The following is a 24820-nucleotide window of genomic DNA, read 5'->3' on the forward strand; positions in this document are numbered from 1 at the left end:
TTCTACCGTGCGCGGTTCCGTGCGAGCAGGATCCCGGGTGCCGTCGCACGCGGAAGGTAGGTTGGGCCCTCGTGCGGCGGAGGCGGATGACGGATGCCTACGCGTTCCTCGCGCTGTTCTCGCTGTGGGACGGCGACGGCCTGCGCGACCTGCTCAGCTGGTGGGGCTTCGGCGCCCTGTCGGCCTTCCTGCTCGTCGTCGGTGTGGTCGTCCTGGTGCGCCACCGGCGGCGGCTGAAGGAGCTGGTGCTCACCGTCGACACGCTGCCGCTCGCCGCGTTCCTCGCGGTCTGCCTGATCTCCGCCACCTGGTCGGCCTACGCCTCCGCCACGCTGATCGCGTGCGCGATCCAGATCGGCACGGCCGCCGTCGGCACCGCCCTCCTCGTGCTGATGCCCGCGCGCCGACTCGTGAGGATCTTCGCGCTCATGCTGCACGTGCACCTCGTGCTGGCGCTGCTCTTCGAGGTCGTCGTCGCCCTGCTGCCGACGCACCAGCTCGCCCCGTTCTGGACCGACTACGGCTCGAACGCGCCCGGCGCCTACTACTGGAGCCAGGGGCTGCTGTTCACGGGCGGCCGGATCCAGGGCATCGTCGGCAACGCGAACCTCACCTGCTTCATCGCGCTGCTCGGGCTCGTCACGGTCCTATCGCTCGCCGCGGGCCGTCTGCTGCGCCTGCGGTTCGCGGTGCCCGCCGCGCTGCTCGACCTGCTGATGGTCGCGCTCACCCGCTCCGGCACCGTGATCGTCGCGGGCCTCGCCGTGCTCGCGGCGGGCCTCGTCGCGCTCGGCTACCGCCGCTCGCACCGCCGGGGCCGGGTCGTCGTCACCGTGGTCGCCGCGGTCGTGGTCGCGCTCGTGGCGTTCAGCTCGTCGCGCCTGTCGGGGCCGGTGCTCGCGCTGCTCGGCAAGGGTGACGACCTCACCGGACGACTCGAGATCTGGCGCATCGTCGGCGGCCTCGTCGAGCAGCGGCCGGTGCTCGGCTGGGGCTGGATCAGCTACTGGGCGCCCTGGGTCGCCCCCTACGACCGGCTCGTCGTGCGCGGCGGCGTGCAGTACCTGCAGGCGCACAACGCGTACCTCGACATCCAGATGCAGCTCGGGATCCCCGGGCTGCTCGCGCTCGCGGCGCTGATCGGCTCGCTCGCCTACCGGTCGCTGCGCCTCGCCGTCGTGCCCGCCCCGCTCACCGTGCTGCCGCTGCTGCTGCTCACCACGCTGCTCACCCAGGCGCTCGCCGAGAGCCGCCTGCTCATCGAGGGCAACTGGGCGCTGCTCGTGATGCTCTCCGTGGCGGTGCCGTGGGTGCCCGTCGTGCGGCTGGCCCCAGAAGACGGGGCGCGCGCGGAAGCGGTCGCCGCCTAGTCTCGATCGAACGCCGGTACCCGGCCTCCGATACCCGTCGGCGGCACCGGTCTCAGCTCAGCGTCCCATCCCCTACCCACGACGAGCGTCGTACGCCGCCGACCCCGCCCGCGGGACCGACGGTGACCGCACCGCTCGGCGTCCGTCCCGTCCGGTCCCCGGCGGAACGGTCCGGAGCCTCCCCATGACCTCCTCCCCCACCCGCCTTCCCCGGCACGCACTGCCCGTGCAGCGCATGCGCGTCGCCTTCGTCGGCACGCGCGGTGTCGCGGCCGGCGACAGCGGTGCGGGGACGGCCGTCGAGGAGATCGGACGCCGGCTCGTCGCCCGCGGCCACGAGGTGACGGTCTACGGGTCGGGCCTCGACGTGCCGGCCACCTCACGCCTCGGCATGCGGCTCGTCCCGCTGCCCGCGCTCGGCGACGGCAACATCGGCACGGTCGGTCGCGCCGCCCTCGCCGGTGCCCGCGCGGCGCTCGGGCAGAAGCAGGACGTCGCCTTCCTCTTCGACGGCTCGAACGCGCCCGCGCTCCCGCTGCTGCGCGCCCGCGGCACCGCCGTGGCCGTCCACCTCGAGGGCCTCGAGGAGCAGCGCGGCCGGTGGGGCGCCTGGGGGCGCCGCTACTGCCGCTTCGCCGAGCGCTGGTCCGTCCGGCAGGCCGACGCGCTCATCGCCGACGTGCAGTCCACGGCCGGTCACGTCCACGACGCCTACGGCCTGCCGAGCGAGCTGATCGGCTTCGGCGGCCGCGTCGTGCGCAACGTGCCCGCCGACGCCCTCGAGGCGCGGGGGCTCGTGCCCGGCGGCTTCCACCTCGTCGTCGCGAGCTTCGTCCCCGAGCACCACGTCGACGTCGTGCTCGAGGGCTACCGCCGCTCCGGGGCCACCCTGCCGATCGTCGTCGTCGGATCCGGGCCGCATCGCAGCGCCACGACCCGCCGCATCGAGGAGCTCGCGCACGCCGAGCCCCGCATCCGGCTGCTCGGCGACGTGACCGACGAGCGGCTCCTCGACCAGCTCTACGCCCACGCCGCCTGCTACGTGCACGGCCACGGGGTCGGCGGCGCGCACCCCTCGCTGCTCCGCGCCATGGGCGCCGGGACCGCCGTGATCGCCTGGCAGGTGGTCTTCAACCGCGAGGTCGTCGGCACCGCGGGCCTCTACTTCGCCTCGCCGAACCAGCTCGCCCCGCTGCTCACCGACGTCGAGCGCTACCCGCTGCGCTTCGTCGACATCGGCGAACTGCTGCAGGAACGCACGCGCCGCCTCTACGACTGGGACTCGGTCGCCGAGGCCTACGAGGCGCTCGCCGTGCGGCTGCACCGCGGCTTCACCACCCGCGGCATGAGCGACGGCCGCCGCCCTGCGCCCGTCGCCCTGCCGGAACCCGTCGCCTGGCACCTGCCGCGCTGAACCCACCGAACCGAGCCCACCCCACCACCCATCCGCACCCACCCACCGGCGGACCACCCACCCGCCGGCGCTCCCCTCCCGACCCGAATCGAGATCCCCCGCATGAGCGCCCCCCTGCGCATCGGCTACGCCGCCGGTGCCTTCGACCTGTTCCACATCGGCCACCTCAACCTGCTGAAGCACGCGAAGAGCCGCTGCGACCACCTCATCGCCGGCGTGGTCTCCGACGAGATGCTGCAGCTCACGAAGGGCATCACCCCGGTGATCCCGCTCGCGGAGCGCCTCGAGATCGTGCGGAGCGTCGCCTACGTCGACGAGGCGCGGGCCGAGACCGTGCCCGACAAGCTCGACACCTGGCGTGCCGTCGGCTTCACGCACTTCTTCAAGGGCGACGACTGGCGCGGCACCGAGAAGGGCCTGCGCCTCGAGGCCGAGTTCGCCGCGGTCGGGGTCGAGGTCGTGTACTTCCCGTACACGGTGTCGACGTCGTCCACCCAGCTGCGCCGGGCGCTCGCCGCGCTCACGGCGCAGGGCGCGGAGCTGGAGACGGTCGGCTAGCCCTCCTGCTCCTCCCGCCGCGCGGCGCTCCTTCCGGGCATCGGGCCGACCCGCTCGTAGGGTCGCCCGAAGTCCTCGGAAGGAGCGCCGTGCTCGTCCACGTGCCGAACCCCGTCCCACCCCTCGCCGCCCTGCTCGGCCGCGTCTCCGCCGGGTCCCGGCGCGTCGGCTCGCTGCGCGCGATGCGGATCCCGCTGCCCGCCGGCGATCTCGAGCCCGGCGACGTGCTCGTGCGGCTCGTCCCGCTCCGACGGCGCGCGAGGGCCGTGCCGGGCGGGCTGCTGCTCGCCGCCCGCCTCGTCCGCACCGACGCGGGCACCGCGCTCGAGGCCTCCGGCTGGGCGCGAGCGGGCCGCTACCTGCTCACCGCCGGCACCGCCGCGGTGCCCCTGCGGGTCGGGCTGCACGGCGCCGTGCGCGTCACGAGCCCCGTAGGGCTGCGGTCGCCGCGCGCGCTGCTCGCCGCCGCGGTCGCCCGCCTTCCGATCGCTCGCGTGGCGGAGCTCGCCTGACCTTCCGGGGGGCGTCGTCCTCGGCGTCGCCGTCCCGCTGCTCGCCGCGCGGCTCGCGCGCGGCTGCACCTCGGGTGGGTCTTCGACCTCCCCGCCTGGCGCCGTCGGCCGGTGCTGCCCGAGGGGCCGGGGCAGGCGGCCCGCCCGTGCGCCGCGGCACGTCCGGCCGCGCCGCGCGGGGAGCGACCGCGTTCCCGCCCCGGCGTCAGCCGCAGGCCGTGCGGTCGATCGTCACCGGGACCTCGTGCACCTTCGGCGTGTGGCTCACGGCGATGTCCCGCGACGGCGACGTGCCGCCGCTGAAGACCGCCGCGACCGTCACCGACTGCTGCGGGGCCATCGTGATGCTCACGACCCCGACGGGACGCCCGTACATCTCGCCCTGCACCGCCGGCTTCCCGAGCCACGCACCCGTGGCATCGGTCACGGTGTTCGTCTGCGCGTCGATGGAGTCGCCCCAGCGCACCGGTGCGCCGTCGATCGAGGCCGAGACGAGCTTCGCCCCGGCCGGGCCGTAGAGCTGCACCCACTGCCGGTCGCCGCCCGGCGGGATCGGCTTGCGGTTCGGAAGGACGTACTTCGGCAGGGTGGCCACCTGCGCCGGCGTCAGCGTGTCGGTGACGGTCGTCGACACGGTCCATGTGGGCGTCGTCGCCGGGCACATCTTCGCCGTGACATGCACGGTCGCATCCATGTAGTAGCTCATCTTCGAGGTGGCGTCGTCGTTGTTGTAGACGCCGAGCACCGTCTGCGCGCTGTTGTCGGCGGGCAGCATGTTCGCGAGCCTCCCGTCGGCGAGCAGCTGCTCCTCGTCGCTGCGGACGCTGTAGGCCTTGAGCCGCTGCTCGGCGATCATGGGCTTCAGCGCCTTCGCGTAGCCACCGAAGCCGCCCGCGCCGTGGCTCACGGCGGTGAACACGGCCTTCGCCGCGGAGGCGAACACCGCGTCCTGCACCACGTGGTCGGGGTACTTCGCGTAGACCGTCGACAGCAGGTACTGCACGGCGTTCTTGGCGCCCAGGGTCTGCTTGTCGCCGATGCCGATCGGCCCGGTGGCCTTCAGGAGGTAGGAGAGGGCGACGGGATCGATCGAGACCACCCCGTCGACCTGTCCGCCGAACTGCCGCCGCCACATCTCGATCGCGAGCTGGGCCGTGGTCGGGAAGTCGGGCGTGAAGGTGATGTTCGTGAGGTATCGCGTGACGTGCTGGCCGTAGATCCGGTCCCAGTCACCGCTCTGCGGGAACGCGAGCACCGGCTCCTTGTACGGCTCGGGGAAGCTGCCCGAGTTGGGCTGCTGGCCGAGCGTGATGCGGCCGTGATCGACGTCGACCATGGCGAGCGCGGCCGGGTTCCCACCGCTCGCGCGCTCCTCGGCGTTGTTCTGGAAGAGCAGCAGGTAGTGGCGCGGCCCGTCGCCGCCGAGCGCGGGGTAGAGCACCGGCAGCACCTTCGTCACCTCGGCGGTGACCGGGGTGATGGCCTGCAGCTCCGAGCGCAGCTTCAGCACGGGCTTGCGCAGCTGCGCGGCCACGGGCCCCAGGTCGAGGGCGGCGAGCCGGGCGTCGGCGCGGCGCGCAGCCGCGTCGAAGGTGCCGATCGCCGGCGTGATGCGCTTGATGGCGGCGAGGTCGATGGCGCCGTCCCTCGGCTTGAACGTGGCGAGGGTGAGGCCGTTCGCATCCGTCGCCAAGGGCCCCACGCCGTCCTTCACGAGGTCGTCGGTGATGCCGCTGACCTGCCGCAGCACGGTGAGGTTCGGCCCGAGCCAGGGCACGTGCTCCGCGAGGCGCCAGACCGGGTCGGCCGCGGCCGAGCGCGCGCGGCCGGTGTCGGCGGCGACGCGGCGGTACTCCTCCGCGGTCGTCGTCGAGCCGGTGCCGAGCACGTCGGCCTTGAACGCCGAGAGGCTCGCCTGCGCCGCTTTGAGGTTGTTCGCCACGGTGAGCACGCGGCCGCCGACCCACAGGGCGCCGACGACGAGGGCGAGCACCCCGAGCCCGAGCGCGATCCAGCCCGCGAGCGCGACGCGCCGCCGACCACGACTCCACGCCCTGCGTGCCATATCCGCCTCCCGCTCATCCAGGCGGATGCGCTGCTGCAGGGTATCCGGCCCCGGATGAGGAACTCCATGCTCAGCCGAGCGGCGCGCCCCGTTCTGGGGCCGCCGGCACGGTCACGGGCAGCGCGTCGGCGCCCGTGCGGCCCTCGAGCGCGTCGCGGATGACCAGGGTGTCGCGATGCCGGATCACCCGGCGGAACAGCACCGCGGCGGCGCAGCCGAGCACCGCACCGATCGTGTTGTGCAGCACGTCCTGCAGGCTCGCGACCCGGCCGGGCAGGAACAGCAGCTGCGCGGTCTCGACGCAGCACGACAGCAGCGCGCCGAGCAGCGCGGCGAACCACATGCGCCGGTACGGCAGCAGCAGGTTCGCGAGGAAGCCGACGGGTACGAAGAAGAGCACGTTCGCGCTCGACTCCACGAGGTCGTAGTTCACGAACGCCGGCACCCCGTGCCGGTGCAGCGCCGCGAGGAAGCGCAGCAGCGCGGGGTCGATCGGCCGGTCGACCGTGGTCGGCCAGAGCGTCACCAGCAGCACGAACGCCACGTCGACGAGGATCAGCACGCCGACGAGGCGCAGCCGGAAGCGCTCGGCGAGGGTCCTGCGGCGCATCCGGCCGATGCTAGGGCCCCGAGGGGCTCCTCAGCGCCGACTTGGCCGCGTTCGGGCAGACTCCCCCCATGCGCGGCATCATCCTCGCCGGCGGCTCAGGCACCCGGCTGCATCCGATCACGATGGCGATCTCGAAGCAGCTCGTACCCGTCTACGACAAGCCGATGATCTACTACCCGCTCACGACGCTCATGCTCGCGGGCATCCGCGACGTGCTCGTCATCACGACGCCGCACGACGCGGAGCAGTTCACCCGCCTGCTCGGGGACGGAAGCCGCTTCGGCATCTCGATCACGTTCGCCGTGCAGGAGGAGCCGAACGGGCTCGCGCAGGCCTTCGTGATCGGCGCCGACTTCCTGGGCACCGAGAAGGCGGCGCTGGTGCTCGGCGACAACATCTTCTACGGCGACGGGTTCGGCACCCAGCTGCGCCGGTACACCGACGTCGACGGCGGCGCGATCTTCGCCTACTGGGTGGCCGAGCCGAGCGCCTACGGCGTCGTCGAGTTCGACCGCTCCGGCACGGCGGTCTCGCTCGAGGAGAAGCCCGCGAAGCCGAAGAGCAACTACGCGGTGCCCGGCCTCTACTTCTACGACAACGACGTGATCGAGATCGCGCGGGGCCTGAAGCCGTCGCCGCGCGGCGAGTACGAGATCACCGACGTGAACCGCACCTACCTCGAGCAGGGCCGGCTGCAGGTCGAGGTGATGCGACGGGGCACCGCATGGCTCGACACGGGCACCCACGACTCGCTGCACGACGCCGGCGAGTACGTGCGCACCATCGAGCAGCGGCAGGGCCTGAAGATCGGCGCGCCCGAGGAGGTCGCGTGGCGGCTCGGGTTCCTCGACGACGAGGGCCTGCGGCAGCGCGCCGAGCAGCTGACGAAGTCGGGCTACGGGCAGTACCTGCTCGCGCTGCTCGAGAGAGGACGGGACTCGTGAGGCTGCTCGTCACGGGCGGGGCGGGCTTCATCGGCTCGAACTTCGTCCATCTGGTGCTCGCCGAGACCGACTCCTCGGTGGTCGTGCTCGACGCGCTCACCTACGCGGGCAACCGGGCGTCGCTCGCCGGGCTGCCCGACGACCGGTTCGAGCTGGTCGTCGGCGACATCGCCGACGCGCCCCTCGTCGACCGGCTCGTCGGCGCGGCCGACGCCGTCGTGCACTTCGCCGCGGAGTCGCACAACGACAACTCGCTGCACGACCCGCGGCCCTTCCTCGACACGAACATCATCGGCACGTACACGCTCATCGAGGCGGCCAGGCGGCACGGCACCCGGTTCCACCACATCTCGACCGACGAGGTCTACGGCGACCTCGAGCTCGACGACCCCAACCGGTTCACGGAGCGCACGCCGTACAACCCGTCGTCGCCGTACTCGTCGACGAAGGCCGGGTCCGACCTGCTCGTGCGGGCGTGGGTGCGCTCCTTCGGGCTGCAGGCGACGATCTCGAACTGCTCGAACAACTACGGGCCGTACCAGCACGTCGAGAAGTTCATCCCCCGCCAGATCACCAACGTGCTCGACGGGGTGCGGCCGAAGCTCTACGGCGCCGGACGGAACGTGCGCGACTGGATCCACGCCGACGACCACTCGCGGGCGGTGCTCACGATCCTCGAGCGCGGCGAGATCGGCGAGACGTACCTGATCGGCGCGGACGGCGAGCAGGACAACCGGACGGTCGTCGAGCTGATCCTCGAGCTCATGGGGCAGCCGAGGGACGCGTACGACCACGTGCAGGACCGCGCCGGTCACGACCTGCGCTACGCGATCGACTCGACGAAGCTGCGCACGGAGCTCGGCTGGCGGCCGCAGTACGGGGACTTCCGGGCCGGGCTCGCGGCGACGATCGACTGGTACCGCGAGCACGAGGCGTGGTGGAGGCCGCAGAAGCAGGCAACCGAGGACCGCTACGCCCAGCAGGCCCGAGGGTCGAAGTGAGCGACTTCGACCACGGCAAGGCGCTCGCAGCGACGGCGACCCCGATCCCCGGCCTCGTCGTCCTCGACCTGCCGGTGCCCGGCGACAACCGCGGCTGGTTCAAGGAGAACTGGCAGCGCGAGAAGATGCTGCCGCTCGGGGTGCCCGACTTCGGGCCGGTGCAGAACAACATCTCCTTCAACGACGCGGCCGGCACCACCCGCGGCATCCACGCCGAGCCGTGGGACAAGTACGTCTCGGTCGCCGCGGGCCGGATCTTCGGCGCCTGGGTCGACCTGCGCGACGGCGCCACCTTCGGCGCGGTGTTCACGGCCGAGATCGACCCGTCGCGGGCGGTGTTCGTGCCGCGCGGCGTCGGCAACGCCTACCAGACCCTCGAGGCGGGCACCGCCTACACCTACCTCGTCAACGACCACTGGTCGCCCGACGCGACGTACACCTTCCTGAACCTCGCCGACGAGACCGTCGCGATCGACTGGCCGATCGCGCTCGACTCGGTCGAGATCTCCGCGAAGGACCGCGCGCACCCGCGGCTCGCCGACGTCACACCGATGGGACCGAGGCGGACGCTGGTGCTCGGCGCGGGCGGCCAGCTCGGGCGCGCCCTGCGCGAGGTGCTGCCGGACGCGGAGTTCGCGGACCGCGCGGCGTTCGACCTCACCGATCCCGCCGCCTGGTCGAGCCGTCGCTGGCGCGACTACGGCACGATCGTCAACGCCGCCGCCTACACCGCCGTCGACCGCGCGGAGACGCCGGAGGGCCGCGCCGCGGCCTGGGCGGTGAACGTCACCGCCGTCGCCGAGCTCGCCCGGGTGGCCACGGCGAACGGCATCACGCTCGTGCACGTCTCGAGCGACTACGTCTTCGACGGCAGCCGCGACCCGCACCGCGAGGACGAGCCGCTCGCCCCGCTCGGCGTGTACGGGCAGACGAAGGCGGCCGGTGACGCGCTCGTCTCCACGGTGCCGCGGCACTACCTCGTCCGCACGAGCTGGGTCATCGGCGACGGCGCCAACTTCGTGCGCACGATGGCGTCGCTCGCCGAGCGCGGCGTCGACCCGTCGGTCGTCGACGACCAGGTCGGACGCCTCACGTTCGCCGAGGACCTCGCCGCCGGCATCGCGCACCTCCTCGCGACCGGCGCCCCCTTCGGCACCTACCACCTGTCGAACTCCGGCGAGCCTGCGAGCTGGGCCGCGATCGCGAAGCGCGTGTTCGCGCTCGTCGGCGCCGACCCCGAGCGCGTCACCGGGGTGACGACGGAGGCGTACTTCGCCGGCAAGGCGGCGGCTCCCCGGCCGCTGCGCTCGACCCTCGACCTCGGCAAGCTCGCGGCGACGGGGTTCGTCCCCCGCGACCAGCTCGACGCCCTCGAGGCCCACCTCCGCCGCTGAGCGCCCGCAGCCGCCGCCCACCGTTCGGCGAGGGGCCGTCCAGACCCCGTGCCGAGCGTGGCGAGCGAGCGTGGGCGGACCGCGCCGGGACGGAGCGGAGCGATGGCGGAGACGGACCTCGGCGGGTTCTCGGTGCTCGCGATCGTGAGCGACTACGGCATCGAGCAGGACGAGCTCGTGGTGCCGGTCGAGCACCTGCAGGAGCGCGGCGCGCGCGTCGTGATCGCCTCCACCTCGGACGGGCCGGCGCAGACCCTCGTGAGCGACAAGGATCCGGGCCGGATCGTGCAGCCCGACACGACGCTCGACCAGGCGAAGGACGACGACGGCTACGACCTGCTGCTGATCCCCGGCGGCACGATCAACGCCGACAACCTGCGGCAGTCGGCCGACGCGGTGCGGGTGGCCGCCCGGTTCATCGGCGCCGGGAAGCCGATCGCCGCGATCTGCCACGGGCCGTGGACGCTCGTCGAGACCGGCTCGCTGCGCGGCAAGCGACTCACCTCCTACCCGTCCCTGCAGACCGACGTGCGCAACGCGGGCGGCGAATGGGTGGACGAGCCCGTCGTCGTCGACGACACGGAGGGATGGACGCTCATCACGTCGCGGAACCCGAAGGACCTCGACGACTTCACCCGGGCCATCGACGAGACGCTGTCCCCCGTTCGGGCCTGATCGCGGGCCCGCCGCGGCGCGTCATCCGCCGCGGCCGTACCCCTCGGGCACGATGTGCGAACCCCTCGCGCCGCTCTCCAGCGGCGCCGTCGCCTCCCCCGCGACACGGCCGTCGGCAATGCCGGACAACCTTGACCTTCTACCGTAGGTTGAGGCCATGGCGATGACCCTGCGACTGTCGGCGGACGAGGATGCGACCCTGGCCCGCCTGGCCCGGGCCTTCCAGAGCTCGAAGAACCAGGCCGTGGCGACGGCGATCGACATCGCCGCCCCGAGGCCCGACCACCCCGAGTTCGTCCGTGCCGCCACGGAGCGCCTCCTCACCACCTACGCCGCGCTGTTCACCCGCCTCGCGGAGGCGTGAACCGCCTGGTGCCCCTAGCCTTGGAGGGCACAGCCGGGCGCAAGGGTCCCGGGAGGCCGACCGCTTGAGGTGAGGATGACGGAGCCGTTCCCGCCGCAGCCGGAGGCCGCCCGCGTCGAGTACCTGAGCATCGACGACGTGGTCCAGATCGTCGAGATGTTCAGCGAGGCGCCCCTCCGCGAGGCCGTCCGCGACCTCGGCCTGCTCATCGGCGCGGTCGACCGGCCCGCGCTCAGGTACCGCGGCATGGACGTCTACGGCCCTCTCCCGATGAAGGCCGCGGCGTTCATGGAGAGCCTCGCGCGCAGCAACGCGCTGTTCGACGGCAACAAGCGGCTCGCCTGGCTCGCGACGAACGTCTTCCTCGAGCTGAACGGCGCGACGGTGCAGTTCAGCGACAACGAGATCTTCAGCCTGCTCCGTGAGGTGCAGCAGGGCTACCTCGCGACGAACGAGCTCGCCCACCGACTGCACACCCGCATCACCGCCGCCAGGCGCTGAGCGGCGCTCGCCGCCTCAGCGCCTGCGGATCGCCCAGTACATCTCGCGGGCCGAGGTGCGCAGCCGCTTCCGCGTGCGCTCGAGCTGCGCGCCCAGCCGGTCCGAGAGGGTCTCCTGCGCGGGCGGCGGCGCGTTGCGTCCCGCCGCCGACATGACCCCGGACTCGTCCACGGTGAGCCGGAACGCGCTCTCGAGCGACTCGCCCCCGGCGCCGGTCCGGAAGGCGAGCCCGTAGTCGCCGGGCGGCACGCTGCCCGCCGCCTCGAGACGGGCGCCCTCCGCGTCCCCCACGAGGTGACCCGGGAGGACGATCGCCTCGCCGCCGGAGGAGGGCTCGAGCACGACCTCCGCGGGAAGGGCGGTCGTGCCGTGCACGACCGCCTCCGGCAGCTCGACGGTGAGTCGTCCGTCCGCGCCGTGCACGTGCTCCTCGCCCGGGCGCGCGTCCTTGACGACGCTCCGAAGCCGGCCGGCGAGGTCGAGGGTGAGGTTGCCCTTCTTGTTCTTGTAGGCGACCGCCTGACGCCCGTCGAGGAGGGCCGCCCGGGCGGCCTTGCCGTACTTGATCGACGCGCTCCGGGCGAGGCCGCCCCAGCGCACCGCGCCGTAGAGGTCGTAGACGGTGTCCTCGAGCGGGTGCCCGGACGCCGCGGTGCCGAGGTCGACCTCGACCTCGGTGCGCACCGCCGGCGCCACCCGGCCCTCGTCGCCGACCGGCTCGAACAGGCGCTCCGGCTCGTGCCGCAGCCGCCAGGTCACCCGCTCGCTCCGGGCGCGGATGCCGACCCAGGCGTCGAGCGACGGCAGGTCGTCGGTGACGTCGAGCAGCTCGGCCGGCAGCGCGGCCGCGACGGCGGGCGGCAGCACGCGCAGCACCCGGTCGCCCTGCCGCTCGAACGGCATCGGGCCCTCCGACCGGAGCCGCCAGCCGGCCGAGACCGACAGGTGCAGCCGGCCGTCGCGCCACTCGATCCTGTCGGCACGGGTGACCGCGTGCAGATCGGCGTCGCCCTGCACGAGGACACGGAGCAGGTCGGGCCGCTCCGCCCTCAGCAGCAGCGCGCGGGCGCGCTCGAAGCGGCCGAGCAGCCCGTCCCACTCCTCCGGGATGTACCGCTCCTGCAGGGCGCGGCCGCGCGCGAGCGCCCGCCGCACCTCCTCGGGGCTCGCGTACGACAGCATCTGCCCGAACCGGCCGATGAGGCGCCCGCGGTACTGGTGCAGCAGCATCGTCCGGCGCGCCTCGGCGAACTCCGGCCCGTCGAGCGTCTCGTCGATGAACGCGAACAGCTGGTCGAGGCGGTCCCAGAACTCGCCCGTCTGCGGCCCGTAGGTCTTCGAGTTGTTCGTCTCGCTCGAGTGCCAGAGGTAGACGGGTGCGTCGGCGAGCACCGAGACGACGCGGGCGTGCCGCCACGCCTCGACGTTCACGTAGATGTCCTCCCAGAGCATCCGCCGCCCCTCGGGGAAGCGGATCCCGTGCTCGGCCAGGAAGGCGCGCCGGTAGAACTTGTGCGGCACCATCGGCAGCAGGCGATCGATCCCGCCGCCCGAGCCGAGCACGTTCGGCAGGTTGCCGTCGCTCAAGGCGTTGACACCCCACCAGACGTCGGACGTCTTCGACTCCTTCGGCGAGAGCAGGTCGGCGCCCGTCTCGGCCGCGTACTCCGCGACGCGGCGCAGCGCATCGGGGTAGAGCGAGTCGTCGTGGTCCATGAAGAGCACCCACTCGCCGCGCGCCATCTCGGTGGCGACGTTGCGCGGGCGGCTGGGCCACCCGGAGTTCTCGATGCGGTGGACGCGCATGTTCGGCCGGGTCTCGGCGTAGCGCTGCAGGCGCTCGTAGGTGTCGTCGGGCGAGCCGTCGTCGATCACGATGGTCTCGAACTCGTCCTGCGGCAGCGTCTGCGCGTCGAGCGAGTCGATCACCCGCGTGATCCCGTCGCCCGGACGGTACGCCGCCACGATCACGCTGATGCGGATCCCGCTTCCCGAAGCCTCGTTCCCGGTCACGGGCGGCGAGGCTAGCGGGAGGGTCGATGACCTGGCCCTGAGGAAACGAGGCGCTCGGGAGGTGTGGAGAGGTCCCGGAGCCCGCGAGGAGGTCTCCCATAGGATCGCCGCCATGGCTTCGGACGAGGGACGGCTCCGCACGGTCGCGGTGATCCTGGCGGGAGGCGTCGGGGTCCGCGCCGGCCTCGGCATGCCGAAGCAGCTCGCCCGCATCGCCGGCAAGCCGATCATCGAGCACACGATCGCCGCGGTCGACGCGGCCGAGTGCATCGACGAGATCATCGTCATGATGGAGCCGAACCACATGGCGGCCGTCGAGGCGTTGATCGACAGCGGGCGCTACCCGAAGCTCACGCGGGTGTTCGAGGGCGGCGAGAGCCGCAACGACACCACCCGGCTCGCGCTCGCGCAGCTGGGCGACGACGAGTGCAAGGTGCTCTTCCACGACGCGGTGCGGCCGTTCGTCGACGAGCGCATCCTGCAGGACTGCGTCGACGCGCTCGACCACTACGGCGCGGTCGACACGGCGATCCCGTCGGCCGACACGATCATCCAGATCAACACCGAGACGAACGTGCTCGTCGACGTGCCGCCGAGGGCGCTCCTGCGCCGCGGCCAGACGCCGCAGGGCTTCCTGCTCTCCGCGATCCGGCACGCCTACGAGCGCGCCGCGCGCGACCGCAACTTCGTCGCCACCGACGACTGCACCGTGGTGCTGAAGTACACGCCCGACGTGCCGATCGCGGTCGTCGCGGGCTCCGACGAGAACATGAAGATCACCGAGTCGATCGACGTGTTCATCGCCGACAAGCTCTTCCAGCTGAAGTCCTCCGAGCCCGGCGGCCTCAGCGCGAGCGACCGCGAGCAGCGCCTCACCGGGAAGACCGTCGTCGTCTTCGGCGGCAGCGAGGGCATCGGCAAGGCGATCGCCGACGCCGCCCAGCGCTTCGGGGCGAGCGTCTTCGCCTTCTCCCGGTCGACGACCGGCACCGACATCCGCAAGCGCAAGCGGGTCGTCGAGGCGCTCCGCCAGGCGGTCGAGGCGAGCGGCCGCATCGACTACGTCGTGAACTCGGCCGGCGTCCTCGAGATGGGCGGCCTCGACACCTTCAGCCACGACGCGGTGAAGAAGTCGATCCAGGTGAACCTGCTCGGGCCGATCATGATCGCGCAGGAGTCGCTGCCGTACCTGCGCGAGACGAGAGGCCAGCTGCTCTACTTCACGTCGAGCTCGTACACGCGGGGCCGGGCGAACTACGGCGTCTACTCCGCCACGAAGGCCGCGACCGTGAACCTCACCCAGTCGCTGTCCGAGGAGTGGGCCGACCTGGGCGTCCGCGTCAACTGCATCAATCCCGAGCGCACGAAGACCGGCATGCGCACGCGTGCCTTCGGCGCGGAGCCCGAGGGCACCCTGCTCGCGGCCGAGACCGTCGCGCTCGCGTCGATCGACACGCTGCTGTCCGACGCGACGGGGCAGATCGTCGACGTCCGCCGCCGCGGCGAGCAGCAGCCCGCCACGGACTAGCCCCGCACCTGCGCCGAGCAGGCTGCTCTCGCGACACGCCGCGCGGAGGGCCGCGGCAACCGGCCTGTGCCCGCGAGGAGCCCGGGGACGGGCTCCTCCCTCAGCGCGGACTCGCCGGGCGGGCGAAGGCGCGGCGGCGGCCCTGCGCAGCGATCGCCTGCTCGATCGCCGCGACGAAGCGCTCGGAGGCCTCCGCCCCGTGCACGGTGCTGATGCGGGCGGCCGTCGCGCGGCGCGGCAGCACCGTGCGATCCGCGCCGAGGGCGTCGTCGACGGCGTCGAACACGTCGGCGGGCAGGTCGACGAGCACGGTCGCGCCGAGCAGCGACGGGAACGCCTCCCGCATGCCCGCCTCGTCGGCGCCGCCGAGCGCGACCACGCCGACGGGCACGTCGGCGAGGATCGCCGTCGACAGCACGGGCGACACGTCGACCACGGCGAGCACCGCCACCTCGAGGGCGGCGGGCAGCTGAGCCGGGTCGATCACGGCGTGCCCGAGTCCGGCGAGCTCGATGCGCCGCCGCATCGCCTCGAGGGTCTCGGCGAGCTCCGGGAGCCGGCTGCCCGTGGGCCGGGCGGGGGCGAGGAGCACGCGGACGTCCTGCCGGGCGAGCAGTGCGTCGAGCACCGCCTCGCCGTGCTCGGGCAGCGACGAGGTGTTCGTCGCATCGACGACGTGCTCCCACGCCGGGGCGTAGAGCACGACGGGCCGCGGGTCGTCCGAGGGCGGCAGCGGCGCCGCCGCGGGGCCGGCGGGCGTGCCGACCTCGAGGATGCGCTGCTGCGGCACCCCGGACGCCGCGTAGGCGTAGCGCTCGCGCCCGAGCCGGCCCTCGACCCAGACCTCGTCGTACATCCGCGCCACCGGGCTGCGGTTCTCCTGCTCGTCCGAGTCGCCGTGCCCGATCAGCACGTCGTAGATGCCCGGCACCCGCAGCAGGTGGTTGTTGATGTTCGTCGCGTCGGACGGGTAGAGCGCGACCTGCACCGACGGCACCATGAAGAGCTCGACGTCCTGGCTCCGCGGCGCGAACACCACGGGGAGCCCGCAGCCGTCCAGCAGCTCGAGGTGGGTGTGCTCGCGCACGACGACGAGCACCGGTCGGCCGAGCCGCCGCAGCTCCGGCACCCAGCGCAGCACCTGGTCGGCGGTGCCGCGCCGGCCGCTGTGATGCACCACGATCTCGGGGCCGAGCGTGCCGACGGCGTCGCGGACCGCGGCACGCACGTCGTCGCGGCTCACCCGGTTCAGCAGCACGTACTGCACCGTGCGCCACGCGAGGTAGGCGACGACCACGACGAGCAGCACGATCTCGGCCACGAGGGACGGCAGCAGGCGGTCGGTGAACCAGGCGACGGTGAAGCCGAGCGGCAGCACGAGGGTGAGCAGCGCGAACGTGGTGTCGAGCGTCGGCACCGGCCGCGGGGGCACCGGCACCGGCAGGCCCGGCACGTCGAGACCGAGCCAGCCGACCGGACCGCCGCTGCGGCGCCACTCGTACCGGCGCGCGAAGATGCCAGCGGCCTCGCGGCCGAGGTGCAGCGCGCCGACGGCGAGCACGGCGAGCACGACGGTGGCCGTCCGGTCGGGCAGCAGCCGCGCGGCGAGCACCGCCGTGAGCACGTCCGCCGAGAGCAGTCGGAACCGCACGCCGAGCTGGCCGCGGAGCAGCAGCGGCAGCCCGGAGGGCTCCTGGCGCAGCCAGAGCTCGGTGGCGACGGCGAGCGCCGTGAGCAGCAGGAACCAGACCGGCGCGGGCAGCAGCGCGCAGACGACCATGAGCAGGTAGGCGAGCGCGAGCCCGCCGACCGCGACGAGCCGCAGCGCCGGCTTCACCTCCGCAGGCCGATCGGCACCGGGGACAGGGCGGCCCGGGCGTCCGCGCGCGCGACGAAGTCGTCGATCTCGCGCAGGAACGCCGCCATGGGGTCCTGCTCCGCGCCGAGCAGGTACTCGGCGAGCGCCTCGCGCCGGGGCCGCAACGGGTCGGGGCCGGCGGCCTCGGCGAGGGCGCGCGGCAGGCCGGCGAGGTCGCTGCCGAGCAGCTCGGCGGCGCTGGCGGACGGGAACGCCGCCCGGAACTCGGCGTCCGGCACGTCGCGGCGGTTCGTCACCATGTACGGCTTGCGCGAGGCGAGGAAGTCGGTGATGACGCTCGAGATGTCCGAGACGAGCACGTCGGCCTCGTTGAATGCGCCGTAGAGCGCGTCGGGCCGGTTCTCGACGACGCGGCTGCCGTTCCCGGCGCGGGTGACGAGCTCCTCGATCGCCTTGCGGGCGGCGGCGGCCTCCTTGATGCGGTGGCCGGTGAGCGGATGCGGCTTGAACAGCACGGCGGCGCCCGAGTCGAGCGCGCCCTGCACGATCCGCTCCCCCATCGCCGCGACCGACGAGTAGTCGGCCTCGTCGAAGAAGCCCTCCCAGGTCGGGGCGTAGAGCACGGTGAGCCGGTCGGTCTCCTGCCGCGGTCGCGCCCGGGCGATGTCGGCGAGCTGCGGCCGGCCGACGGCGCGGATGGCGGCGAGGTCGATGCCCTCGTCGACGGCCGCGTACCGGTCGACCGCGGCGCGGCCCGCGACCCAGATCTCGTCGTAGAGCCGGTTCAGCGGGCTGAAGCTGCCCACCTTGTCGCTGTCGCCGTGCCCGATGAAGCAGTGCATCGGCCCCGCGATGCGCACCATCTCGTTGTTGCGCACGACGTTCGTCGGGTAGAGCACGACGCGCACGGACGGCGGCACGACCTTCAGCAGATCGGCGACGTAGGGCGCGACGACCATCGGCGCCGTGATCGCGTCGAGCTGCTCGAGGTGCACCGCCTCGCGCACGAGCACGAGCACCGGGCGGCGGACGGCGTTGATGACGCTCGCCCACACGGTGAGGGCGTAGGTGCCGGACGCGGGCGACGAGAAGTAGAAGACCACCTCGGGGGCGAGCTGCGCGACCGCCGCCTCGACGAGCGAGTCGGTGTCGCGGACCGGACCGCGACCCCATCCGCGCCAGACCGCGAGCATGACGGCGCCCGCACCGACCACGACGAGGGCCGCGGCGACGACCGGCAGCGCGGGGACCCTGGCGGCCGCGAGGAGGAGCCCCGCGAGCACGAGCACCTCGAGGAGGCTGAGCAGCCGGCGTCCGTCGATGGGCAGCAGCCGCCGCACGGGATCGGGCAGCGGGTCGGGGCCATCGAGCGCGCCGGCGACGTCGAGGCCTCGCCACAGGATCGTCGTCGACTCGACCTCGAGCCGGCGCGTGCGCAGCGCGCCCGAGAGGGTGAGCGCACCGTGCACGCCCATGACGGCGAAGAGCAGCGCGACGAGGTCGCCGGTCGGCACGCCGTCGAAGGTGCGGGCCGTGCCCGCGACCGCGACGACGACCGCGCCGTTGCGCACGAGCGACCGGCTCGCGCGGTCGAGCAGCAGCCGCCGCGCGACCGACCGGAGGCTAGGGGGCCGCACGACGCGCACCACGTCGGCCGCGAGGCTCGGCAGCGCCGCGACCACGGCGACGAGGGCCGCGCCCGTGACCAGCGCGACGAGCGCGCCGACGGCGGCGAGCGCGACGAGCGCGAGGTCGATCAGGTCGCTCTGGTCGGGGATCGAGCCGACGGAGCGGGGGCGGGCGGCAGGCATGGCAGTCCTTGATACCAACTCCGGACCCCCGGCACCTGCGCCGCTCTGGATCCCGGAGGAACCGGGACCCGCGCGGTCGCGCCGCGGGCTAGACGGCGGCGCGGTCGAAACGGGGGGCGAGGCGGTTCTCGACCATCGAGATCGCCGACGCGATCGCCATGTGCATGTCGAGGTACTGGTAGGTGCCGAGACGACCGCCGAAGAAGACGTCGCGCTCCCCCTCGGCGAGGTCGCGGTAGCGGAGCAGCCGCTCGCGGTCGACGGGGCGGTTCACCGGGTAGTACGGCTCGTCGCCGGGGTCGGCGAACCGCGAGTACTCGCGCATGATCACGGTGGCGTCCGGCGGCGACGGCCGCTCCGGGTGGAAGTGCTTGAACTCGTGGATGCGCGTGTAGGGCACGTCGAGGTCGGCGTAGTTCATGACCGACGTGCCCTGGAAGTCGCCGACCGGCAGCACCTCGCGCTCGAAGTCGAGGGTGCGCCAGGCGAGCGAGCCGAGCTCGTCGCCGAAGTAGGCGTCGACGGGACCCGTGTAGACGACGGGCAGCTGCCCCACCGTCGCGGCCTTGCCGAGCTCGCCGTCGCCGAGGAAGTCGGTCCCGAGGCGCAGGTCGATGCGCGGATGGTCGGCCATGCGCTCGAGCAGTGCGGTGTAGCCGTCGACGGGCAGACCCTCGTGGGTGTCGTTGAAGTACCGGTTGTCGTACGTGTACCGCACGGGCAGCCGGCTGATCACGTCGGCGGGCAGCTCCTTCGGGTCCGTCTGCCACTGCTTCGCCGTGTAGTCGCGGATGAACGCCTCGTAGAGCGGCCGGCCGATCAGGCTGATCGCCTTCTCCTCGAGGTTCGCCGGCGCGGCGTCGCCGAGCTCGGCCGCCTGCTCGGCGACGAGGGCGCGGGCCGCGTCGGGCGGGAGCGCCCGACGGAAGAACTGGTTGATCGTGCCGAGGTTGATCGGCAGCGGGAACACCTCGCCGCCGTGCACGGTGTACACGCGGTGCACGTAGTCGGTGAACGCGGAGAAGCGGTTCACATACGCCCACACCCGCTCGTTCGAGGTGTGGAAGAGGTGGGCGCCGTAGCGGTGGATCTCGATGCCCGTCTCGGGATCCCGCTCGCTGTACGCGTTGCCGCCGAGGTGGTCGCGACGCTCGATCACGGTGACGGAGAGCCCGTGCTCCTCCGCCATGCGCTCGGCCACGGTGAGGCCGAAGAAGCCGCTGCCCACCACGAGGAGATCCGTCACCGGTGCCCGCCTTCCGTTCCCGAGCGGCCGCGTCGGAACCCGCGCTGCAGCAGCCCGCGGTACGACACCTTGCGCACCGCCTCCGGCAGCAGCCGGTACCCGCCGCGCACGACCCGGTTGCGCAGCGCCTCGCGCCGCGACGTGAAGCCGAGGCCGCGCAGCTGCCGCTGCAGCGTCAGCTCGGCGCCGAGCTGCGACCAGCCGCCGCGGCGGCGGTACGCGCCCGCACCGACGCGGTACTTGAGCAGCGGCTCCGGCAGGTTCGCGACCCGCGCGCCGGCGACGAGCATGCGCGCGAAGAGCCAGTAGTCCTCCATGAGCCCCTCGGCGACGTAGCCGCCGGCGCGGCGCACCGCCTGCCGCCGGTACATCACGGTCGGATGGTTGAAGGGCTGGTGGAAGCGGGCGTACCGGTGGATGCGCTCCTCCCCCACCGGCGGCGTCCGCACGCCGATGGTGACGCGCTCGTCGTCCTCGAACTCGAGCAGTCCCGAGCCGACGAGGTCGAACCCCTCGTCGATCACGGCGAGCTGTCGCTCGAACCGCTCGGGCAGGGCGATGTCGTCGGCGTCCATCCGGGCGACGACGTCGTGGGCGCAGGCGTCGAGGCCGGCCGTGAGGGCGGCGGCGAGTCCGAGGTTGTGCGGCAGCTCGACGAGGCGCGCGGGCACCGGCGACGAGCCGACGAGCGCGGCGAGCTCGGCCGCGAGCGCGTCGGGCACGGGGCCGTCCTGCACGACGACGACCTCGTCGGGGCGCCGCGTCTGCTCCTGGACGGCGCTCTCGAACGCGCGCCGGAGGTGGGCCGGATCGTCGCGGCCGTAGACCGGCAGCAGCAGCGAGAACGCGGTCACGTGCGCTCGCGGGCCGGCGCCTCGACCCGGACGACCGCCTCGGTGACGGGCCCGAGGTCCGACAGCGCGTCGGCGTTCAGGCGCGGGCGACCGCGGAAGCCGGCAGCGAGGCCGCGGCGCAGCTGCACGAGCAGGAAGCGGCGCTGGCGGCTGTTCTGGATGGTGCGCATCCAGCGGCGCAGGGTCGACCCGATGTAGACGAGCTTCTCGATCGGGCCGAGGCCGCGGCTGAACACCATGAGCCAGACCTTGTTGCGCACCTCGAAGAAGAACCGGGCACCCGGGTCGGCGTCGGTGTCGGCGCGGGCCTGCGTCTTGTGCACGACGACGCTGCGCGGCACGTAGAGCCCCTTGCCGCCGCGGAGCATGCGGGTGGAGAACTCGAAGTCGTCGTTCCAGATGAAGTAGTCGGCGATCGGCAGCCCCGCCTCCTTGATGCGGCGCGCGGAGACGAGCATCGAGACGAACGAGGACGACCGCACGGGCACGACGCCGCGCGACTCGGCCTCGCGCAGCTCGGCGCGGCCGACGAAGGGGTTGCGCCGCGGGGTGTTCATCGGGTGGTCGCGGCCGTCGGTCCACACGACGCGGCTGCCGGCGAGCACCACGCCCGGCTGCTCGACGGCCTTCAGCAGCTCCTCGAGCGCGTTCTCGGTGGGGACCGTGTCGTCGTCCATCACCCACACCCAGTCGGGCTCGTGATGGGCGATCGCCACCGCCATGCCGGTGGCGAAGCCGCCCGCGCCGCCGGTGTTGCGCGCGAGGCGCACGAGGTCGACCTCGGGCCAGAAGTCCACGGCGATCTCGGCGCTGTCGTCGTCGGAGTGGTTGTCGATGACGACGACCGCGGTGAGGGGCGCGGTCTGGGCCTTGAGCGCGCCGAGGGCCTCGAGGAGGAGGTCGCGCCGGTTGTACGCGACGACGACCGCCACCACGGACGGGGTCGCCCGTCGGGGGGCGCTGGGGCTCGTACTCATCGGGGCGTCGCTCTCCGGTGCGGAACCGCTGGCGCGGCGCCGCCCAGTGTAACCGGGGGCCTCCCGGCCGGGTCGCCGCGGGAACGAGGGCGGCGGCCGGACCCCCGCAGAAGGAGGGATCCGGCCGCCGTCAGGCCGTTCGGGTCAGGAGTAGACGACCTTGACCCAGCCGTGCGGCGAGACGGAGACGGTGCCGTGCTGGAACCGCTGCACGGTGCCCGTCGTGCCGGTGGTCGCCGCCGCGGCGGGCCAGCCGAGTCGGCTCGCCGTCGCGCCGAGCGCGAGGTACTTCGTCAGCACCGGTCCGGTCACGGCGACCGTGCCGGCGCTCGAGGCGTAGAGCCGTCCGTTCGTGCACACCACGAGCCGTCCGCCGCCCGCATCCGTCACGCGCTGCAGACCGCCAGGCCAACCGAGCCCGGGCAGGCCGCCCGCGTCCGTGAAGGCGGTGAGCCAGGCGCCCGTGAGCGGGTGCGTCTGCCGCGCCACGGACGAGTAGAAGACGGTGCCGCCCGTGAAGGTCTGGAACCACCCCTGGCCGAACAGCGCGCTGTGCGTCGCGTTCCCGGTCGCCCAGCCGAGCGTCCCGGCGACGCCGCTGTTCACGCGGTAGTCGCCCCAGATGCTGCTCGTGAGGTAGCGGGTGCCGGTCGGCGTGATCTGGATCGCGCCGCTGTCGAACACCTGCTGCACACCGGTGACCCCCTGCGCCGTGACGCTGGTCGCGACCGAGACCGGCCAGCCGAGCGAGCTCGCGACCTCACCCTTGGCCACGTACGCCTGGAGCATCGCGCCGGTGACCGGCGCGGGTGCGCCGCCCGTGCGCAGATAGAGGCGTCCGCCGGTGAACTGCTGCACCGTGCCGCCGCCCGCCCTGGTCACGGCGACGGCGTCGGCGGTCGGCCAGCCGAGGTCACCCGACGCCGGCGGCGCCGTCGTCGTCGTCGTCCCGGAGGTCGACCCCGCAGGGACCCCGGAGACCGTCTCGAGCGCGGCACGGGCGGCGCTCATCACGGCGGCCGTGCCGGCCGTCGAGCTGTACATGTCGCCCTGCTGGAAGCTCTGGCGCGTGCCCGTGATGCCGCTCGCGGTGCGGGACGCGGCGAGCGACCGCGGCCAGCCGAGGACCCCTTGGGGGCCGTTCAGCGCGAGGTAGTGCTGGTCCGTCGCGCCCGCGACCCCGAAGCCGCCGGTCGTGCTCGACCAGTACGCCGAGCCGCCGGTGAAGCGCTGCACCCAGCCCGTCCCGAGCGGCGTGGCCGTGGCGGTGGGCCAGCCGAGCGGGCCGGTGACGCCGCCCGCCTGCCCGTAGGCGTCGCGGAGGTCCGCCCGGACCGCGTACGTGCCCTTGGCCGACGAGTAGATGTCGCCGCTCGTGAACGCCTGCGTCGAGCCGCCGCCGTTCGCGGGGATCGTCTTCTGCGGGCCGGCGGGCCAGCCGAGGCTGCCGCCCGTGTTGCCGCGGCGGTAATACTCGCTGCGGATCGCGCCCGACATCATCCACGTCCCGGCCGACGAGCTGTAGACCGTGCCGTGCTCGAAGTTCTGCCAGGTGCCCCCGCCGTTCGCGGTGGTCGTCGAGGCGTTCGCGGTCGGGTTGCCGAGCACCCCGGTGGAGCCGCCCGCGCTCGCCCAGAACGTCTTGATCGCGCCCGTGACGGCGTAGTGGGTCGAGCCGAACCACGACGTGAAGTAGAGGAAGAAGTTGCGGTTGCCGTAGGCGGAGCACGAGTCGCCCACGCCGTACCCGGCCGCGAGCGCGGCGCTGTTCGGCTGGTAGGGCGTGTAGTAGTACAGGCTCGCCGTGGCCTTGTTCCTGATGGTGATCGTCCTCGCCCCGCAGCTGGAGTCGGGGTTGAAGAGCACGGCCGTCGGCGTGCCGACGGGGAACCAGTTGTAGACGATCCAGCCAGGGCCGCTCGTGCCCGGCGGGGACGTGTAGCGCTTCATCGCCCAGGCGGCCTTGTAGACCTGGTTGAAGAAGCCGAAGTACTCCGAGTCGCACGCGGCGGTGTCGGGGCACCCGTAGCCCATCGCGGTGCGGTACTGCCCGGAGGTCGGCCACGTGTCCTGGATGAGGCCCTCCTCCTTCTGCAGCATGACGAGGAGCACCTGCGGGTTGACGCCGCAGGCGCGCGAGACCTTCGAGACGATCGTCGCGGCGGACTCGTTCGGGGCGCCCGCGTACGTCGAGCACATCGGGTCCGCGGCGCGGGTCGTGGTCGTCTGCCGGTAGTCCTTCAGGCAGGGCAGACCCGTCTGGTACTTGACGTTCTCGCAGGTCGGCACCTGCTGGTTCAGGAACGTCTGGATCGACGAGGCCGACATCGTGCCCGGGTTGAACATCACCTGGTCGCTGATGATGTCGGCCGGGTCGAACGACGCGAGCATCTGCTGCGGCGTGAGCGCGGCGGCGGGCGTCGCCGTGGCGACGATCCCACCGGAGACGGCGAGCACGACGCCGACGCCGGCGACGAGGCGGCGCAGGGCGCTCACCGAGCCACCTGCACCGTCTTCACCGCCGACGTGCCGACGGCGGCGGACGAGGAGTAGGTGACGCGGACGGTCCAGGTGCCGTTCGACAGCTGGGCGCCCGGGATGCTCATCTCGGGGCAGGCGGTGTACGACGACGCCGCGACGGCGGTGGACGTCGCCGTGCGCACAGTGCTCCCCTGCGTCGCGGTGAGCGTGCAGGTGCCGCCCTGCTCGACGATCTCGGACACGAGGGCGGACGCGGTGAGCGCGCCCGCGTGGGCGTCCCAGGCCGCCGCGGTGACGAACGGCGTGACGGACGTGCGGGACGTGACCGTGCTCGGCACGGGCGTCGGGGCGGGCGAGTCGCCGGGCGTCGAGGCGGTCGGGGCAGGAGTCGGTGTCGGGACGGTGGTCGACGGGTCGGTCGGTGTGGCGGTCGGCGTCGGGATCGACGGGTCGATCACGTCGGTCGGCGCGGGCGAGGCGGTCTCGGCCGACGCCGGGGAGCTCCCGAGCATCGAGCAGGACGTCAACGGCAGGGCCACGGCGGCGGCCAGGGCGGTCGCCGCGGCGGCGCGCAGCAGGCAAGGCAAGACGGTGTGTTCCCCCATGGCGGCCAGGCTAGGAAGAAGCTCGAACGGAAACGCCGATGAGACGGCTCTTTCGCCCGCCCGCTCGCCCCCAGTCCG

At 73.2% G+C, this 24820-nt stretch carries 21 protein-coding genes; 11 read left to right on the forward strand and 10 right to left on the reverse strand.

What is annotated here, in order from left to right; translation table 11 throughout:
• Window positions 1-86: 86 nt before the first annotated feature.
• The 4 genes from QDR37_RS03795 to QDR37_RS03810 all read left to right on the forward strand — a co-directional run bounded on the left by QDR37_RS03795 (window position 87) and on the right by QDR37_RS03810 (window position 3854).
• The gene (locus tag QDR37_RS03795) at window positions 87-1370 is read left to right on the forward strand and encodes an O-antigen ligase family protein (protein ID WP_279712242.1); all 1284 of its coding nucleotides are present in this window, start codon (window positions 87-89) and stop codon (window positions 1368-1370) included.
• Between the two features lie 184 nt (window positions 1371-1554).
• On the forward strand, window positions 1555-2784 hold the full coding sequence (locus QDR37_RS03800; protein WP_279712243.1) for a glycosyltransferase: 1230 nt from the start codon (window positions 1555-1557) through the stop codon (window positions 2782-2784).
• Between the two features lie 102 nt (window positions 2785-2886).
• Window positions 2887-3342 carry an adenylyltransferase/cytidyltransferase family protein gene (locus QDR37_RS03805; protein ID WP_279712244.1) on the forward strand — a complete coding sequence of 152 codons (456 nt, stop codon included), beginning with the start codon at window positions 2887-2889 and terminating at the stop codon, window positions 3340-3342.
• 89 nt (window positions 3343-3431) lie between these two features.
• Entirely contained in the window at window positions 3432-3854 is a 423-nt protein-coding gene (locus tag QDR37_RS03810; RefSeq protein ID WP_279712245.1) for a hypothetical protein, read from the forward strand.
• Window positions 3855-4059: 205 nt separating this feature from the next.
• Here the strand turns inward: QDR37_RS03810 and QDR37_RS03815 are convergent, their stop codons facing one another.
• On the reverse strand, window positions 4060-5919 hold the full coding sequence (locus QDR37_RS03815; RefSeq protein ID WP_279712247.1) for a DUF4012 domain-containing protein: 1860 nt from the start codon (window positions 5917-5919) through the stop codon (window positions 4060-4062).
• Window positions 5920-5989: 70 nt separating this feature from the next.
• Entirely contained in the window at window positions 5990-6529 is a 540-nt protein-coding gene (locus QDR37_RS03820) for a VanZ family protein (RefSeq protein ID WP_279712248.1), read from the reverse strand.
• 68 nt (window positions 6530-6597) lie between these two features.
• On the opposite strand from QDR37_RS03820, the gene rfbA reads away from it, so the two are divergent.
• The 6 genes from rfbA to QDR37_RS03850 all read left to right on the forward strand — a co-directional run bounded on the left by rfbA (window position 6598) and on the right by QDR37_RS03850 (window position 11408).
• Window positions 6598-7473 (forward strand): glucose-1-phosphate thymidylyltransferase RfbA, encoded by an 876-nt coding sequence (gene rfbA / locus QDR37_RS03825; protein ID WP_279712249.1) that lies wholly within the window; start codon window positions 6598-6600, stop codon window positions 7471-7473.
• Complete coding sequence (rfbB, locus tag QDR37_RS03830; RefSeq protein WP_279712250.1) at window positions 7470-8474, forward strand: dTDP-glucose 4,6-dehydratase; 1005 nt, start codon at window positions 7470-7472, stop codon at window positions 8472-8474. The genes rfbA and rfbB overlap by 4 nt, the downstream gene beginning before the upstream one ends.
• Window positions 8471-9868, forward strand: a complete 1398-nt coding sequence (locus QDR37_RS03835) for a bifunctional dTDP-4-dehydrorhamnose 3,5-epimerase family protein/NAD(P)-dependent oxidoreductase (protein ID WP_279712251.1) — start codon at window positions 8471-8473, stop codon at window positions 9866-9868. The genes rfbB and QDR37_RS03835 overlap by 4 nt, the downstream gene beginning before the upstream one ends.
• 102 nt (window positions 9869-9970) lie before the next feature.
• A complete protein-coding gene (locus tag QDR37_RS03840) occupies window positions 9971-10543 on the forward strand; it encodes a type 1 glutamine amidotransferase (RefSeq protein WP_279712252.1) in 573 nt (190 codons plus the stop codon).
• Between the two features lie 157 nt (window positions 10544-10700).
• Complete coding sequence (locus QDR37_RS03845) at window positions 10701-10907, forward strand: CopG family transcriptional regulator (RefSeq protein WP_279712254.1); 207 nt, start codon at window positions 10701-10703, stop codon at window positions 10905-10907.
• A 75-nt stretch (window positions 10908-10982) separates the two neighbouring features.
• On the forward strand, window positions 10983-11408 hold the full coding sequence (locus tag QDR37_RS03850) for a Fic family protein (RefSeq protein ID WP_279712255.1): 426 nt from the start codon (window positions 10983-10985) through the stop codon (window positions 11406-11408).
• Between the two features lie 15 nt (window positions 11409-11423).
• On the opposite strand, the gene QDR37_RS03855 is transcribed toward QDR37_RS03850, so the two are convergent.
• Window positions 11424-13421 carry a glycosyltransferase family 2 protein gene (locus tag QDR37_RS03855; protein ID WP_279712256.1) on the reverse strand — a complete coding sequence of 666 codons (1998 nt, stop codon included), beginning with the start codon at window positions 13419-13421 and terminating at the stop codon, window positions 11424-11426.
• Window positions 13422-13533: 112 nt separating this feature from the next.
• Between QDR37_RS03855 and QDR37_RS03860 the strand changes: the two genes are divergently transcribed.
• Window positions 13534-14949, forward strand: coding sequence for a bifunctional cytidylyltransferase/SDR family oxidoreductase (locus tag QDR37_RS03860; RefSeq protein ID WP_279712257.1), 1416 nt, complete (start codon window positions 13534-13536; stop codon window positions 14947-14949).
• Window positions 14950-15049: 100 nt separating this feature from the next.
• Here the strand turns inward: QDR37_RS03860 and QDR37_RS03865 are convergent, their stop codons facing one another.
• From QDR37_RS03865 to QDR37_RS03895, 7 genes are all read right to left on the reverse strand, one after another.
• Window positions 15050-16786, reverse strand: coding sequence for a hypothetical protein (locus tag QDR37_RS03865; protein WP_279712258.1), 1737 nt, complete (start codon window positions 16784-16786; stop codon window positions 15050-15052).
• The gene (locus QDR37_RS03870; protein ID WP_279712259.1) at window positions 16783-18579 is read right to left on the reverse strand and encodes a CDP-glycerol glycerophosphotransferase family protein; all 1797 of its coding nucleotides are present in this window, start codon (window positions 18577-18579) and stop codon (window positions 16783-16785) included. Before QDR37_RS03870 ends, QDR37_RS03865 begins: the two co-directional genes overlap by 4 nt.
• 88 nt (window positions 18580-18667) lie before the next feature.
• Window positions 18668-19768 carry a UDP-galactopyranose mutase gene (glf, locus tag QDR37_RS03875; protein WP_279713546.1) on the reverse strand — a complete coding sequence of 367 codons (1101 nt, stop codon included), beginning with the start codon at window positions 19766-19768 and terminating at the stop codon, window positions 18668-18670.
• A 53-nt stretch (window positions 19769-19821) separates the two neighbouring features.
• Window positions 19822-20679: a glycosyltransferase gene (locus QDR37_RS03880; protein WP_279712260.1), complete on the reverse strand. Its 858-nt coding sequence runs from the start codon at window positions 20677-20679 to the stop codon at window positions 19822-19824.
• The gene (locus QDR37_RS03885; protein ID WP_279712261.1) at window positions 20676-21656 is read right to left on the reverse strand and encodes a glycosyltransferase; all 981 of its coding nucleotides are present in this window, start codon (window positions 21654-21656) and stop codon (window positions 20676-20678) included. The genes QDR37_RS03880 and QDR37_RS03885 overlap by 4 nt, the downstream gene beginning before the upstream one ends.
• 144 nt (window positions 21657-21800) lie before the next feature.
• Window positions 21801-24152: a hypothetical protein gene (locus QDR37_RS03890; RefSeq protein ID WP_279712262.1), complete on the reverse strand. Its 2352-nt coding sequence runs from the start codon at window positions 24150-24152 to the stop codon at window positions 21801-21803.
• Window positions 24149-24742: a hypothetical protein gene (locus QDR37_RS03895; protein WP_279712263.1), complete on the reverse strand. Its 594-nt coding sequence runs from the start codon at window positions 24740-24742 to the stop codon at window positions 24149-24151. The genes QDR37_RS03890 and QDR37_RS03895 overlap by 4 nt, the downstream gene beginning before the upstream one ends.
• Window positions 24743-24820 lie beyond the last annotated feature (78 nt).

This window comes from Amnibacterium sp. CER49, assembly GCF_029846255.1.
Taxonomy (GTDB): Bacteria; Actinomycetota; Actinomycetes; order Actinomycetales; family Microbacteriaceae; genus Amnibacterium.

Bases quoted from the DNA above. Each gene is read 5' to 3' on its own strand.
- QDR37_RS03795 (WP_279712242.1), top strand. From the start codon at position 87: ATGACGGATGCCTACGCGTTCCTCGCGCTGTTCTCGCTGTGGGACGGC.
- QDR37_RS03800 (WP_279712243.1), top strand. From the start codon at position 1,555: ATGACCTCCTCCCCCACCCGCCTTCCCCGGCACGCACTGCCCGTGCAG.
- QDR37_RS03805 (WP_279712244.1), top strand. From the start codon at position 2,887: ATGAGCGCCCCCCTGCGCATCGGCTACGCCGCCGGTGCCTTCGACCTG.
- QDR37_RS03815 (WP_279712247.1), bottom strand. From the start codon at position 5,919: ATGGCACGCAGGGCGTGGAGTCGTGGTCGGCGGCGCGTCGCGCTCGCG.
- QDR37_RS03820 (WP_279712248.1), bottom strand. From the start codon at position 6,529: ATGCGCCGCAGGACCCTCGCCGAGCGCTTCCGGCTGCGCCTCGTCGGC.
- rfbA (WP_279712249.1), top strand. From the start codon at position 6,598: ATGCGCGGCATCATCCTCGCCGGCGGCTCAGGCACCCGGCTGCATCCG.
- QDR37_RS03840 (WP_279712252.1), top strand. From the start codon at position 9,971: ATGGCGGAGACGGACCTCGGCGGGTTCTCGGTGCTCGCGATCGTGAGC.
- QDR37_RS03845 (WP_279712254.1), top strand. From the start codon at position 10,701: ATGGCGATGACCCTGCGACTGTCGGCGGACGAGGATGCGACCCTGGCC.
- QDR37_RS03850 (WP_279712255.1), top strand. From the start codon at position 10,983: ATGACGGAGCCGTTCCCGCCGCAGCCGGAGGCCGCCCGCGTCGAGTAC.
- QDR37_RS03860 (WP_279712257.1), top strand. From the start codon at position 13,534: ATGGCTTCGGACGAGGGACGGCTCCGCACGGTCGCGGTGATCCTGGCG.
- QDR37_RS03870 (WP_279712259.1), bottom strand. From the start codon at position 18,579: ATGCCTGCCGCCCGCCCCCGCTCCGTCGGCTCGATCCCCGACCAGAGC.
- glf (WP_279713546.1), bottom strand. From the start codon at position 19,768: ATGGCGGAGGAGCACGGGCTCTCCGTCACCGTGATCGAGCGTCGCGAC.
- QDR37_RS03885 (WP_279712261.1), bottom strand. From the start codon at position 21,656: ATGAGTACGAGCCCCAGCGCCCCCCGACGGGCGACCCCGTCCGTGGTG.
- QDR37_RS03895 (WP_279712263.1), bottom strand. From the start codon at position 24,742: ATGGGGGAACACACCGTCTTGCCTTGCCTGCTGCGCGCCGCCGCGGCG.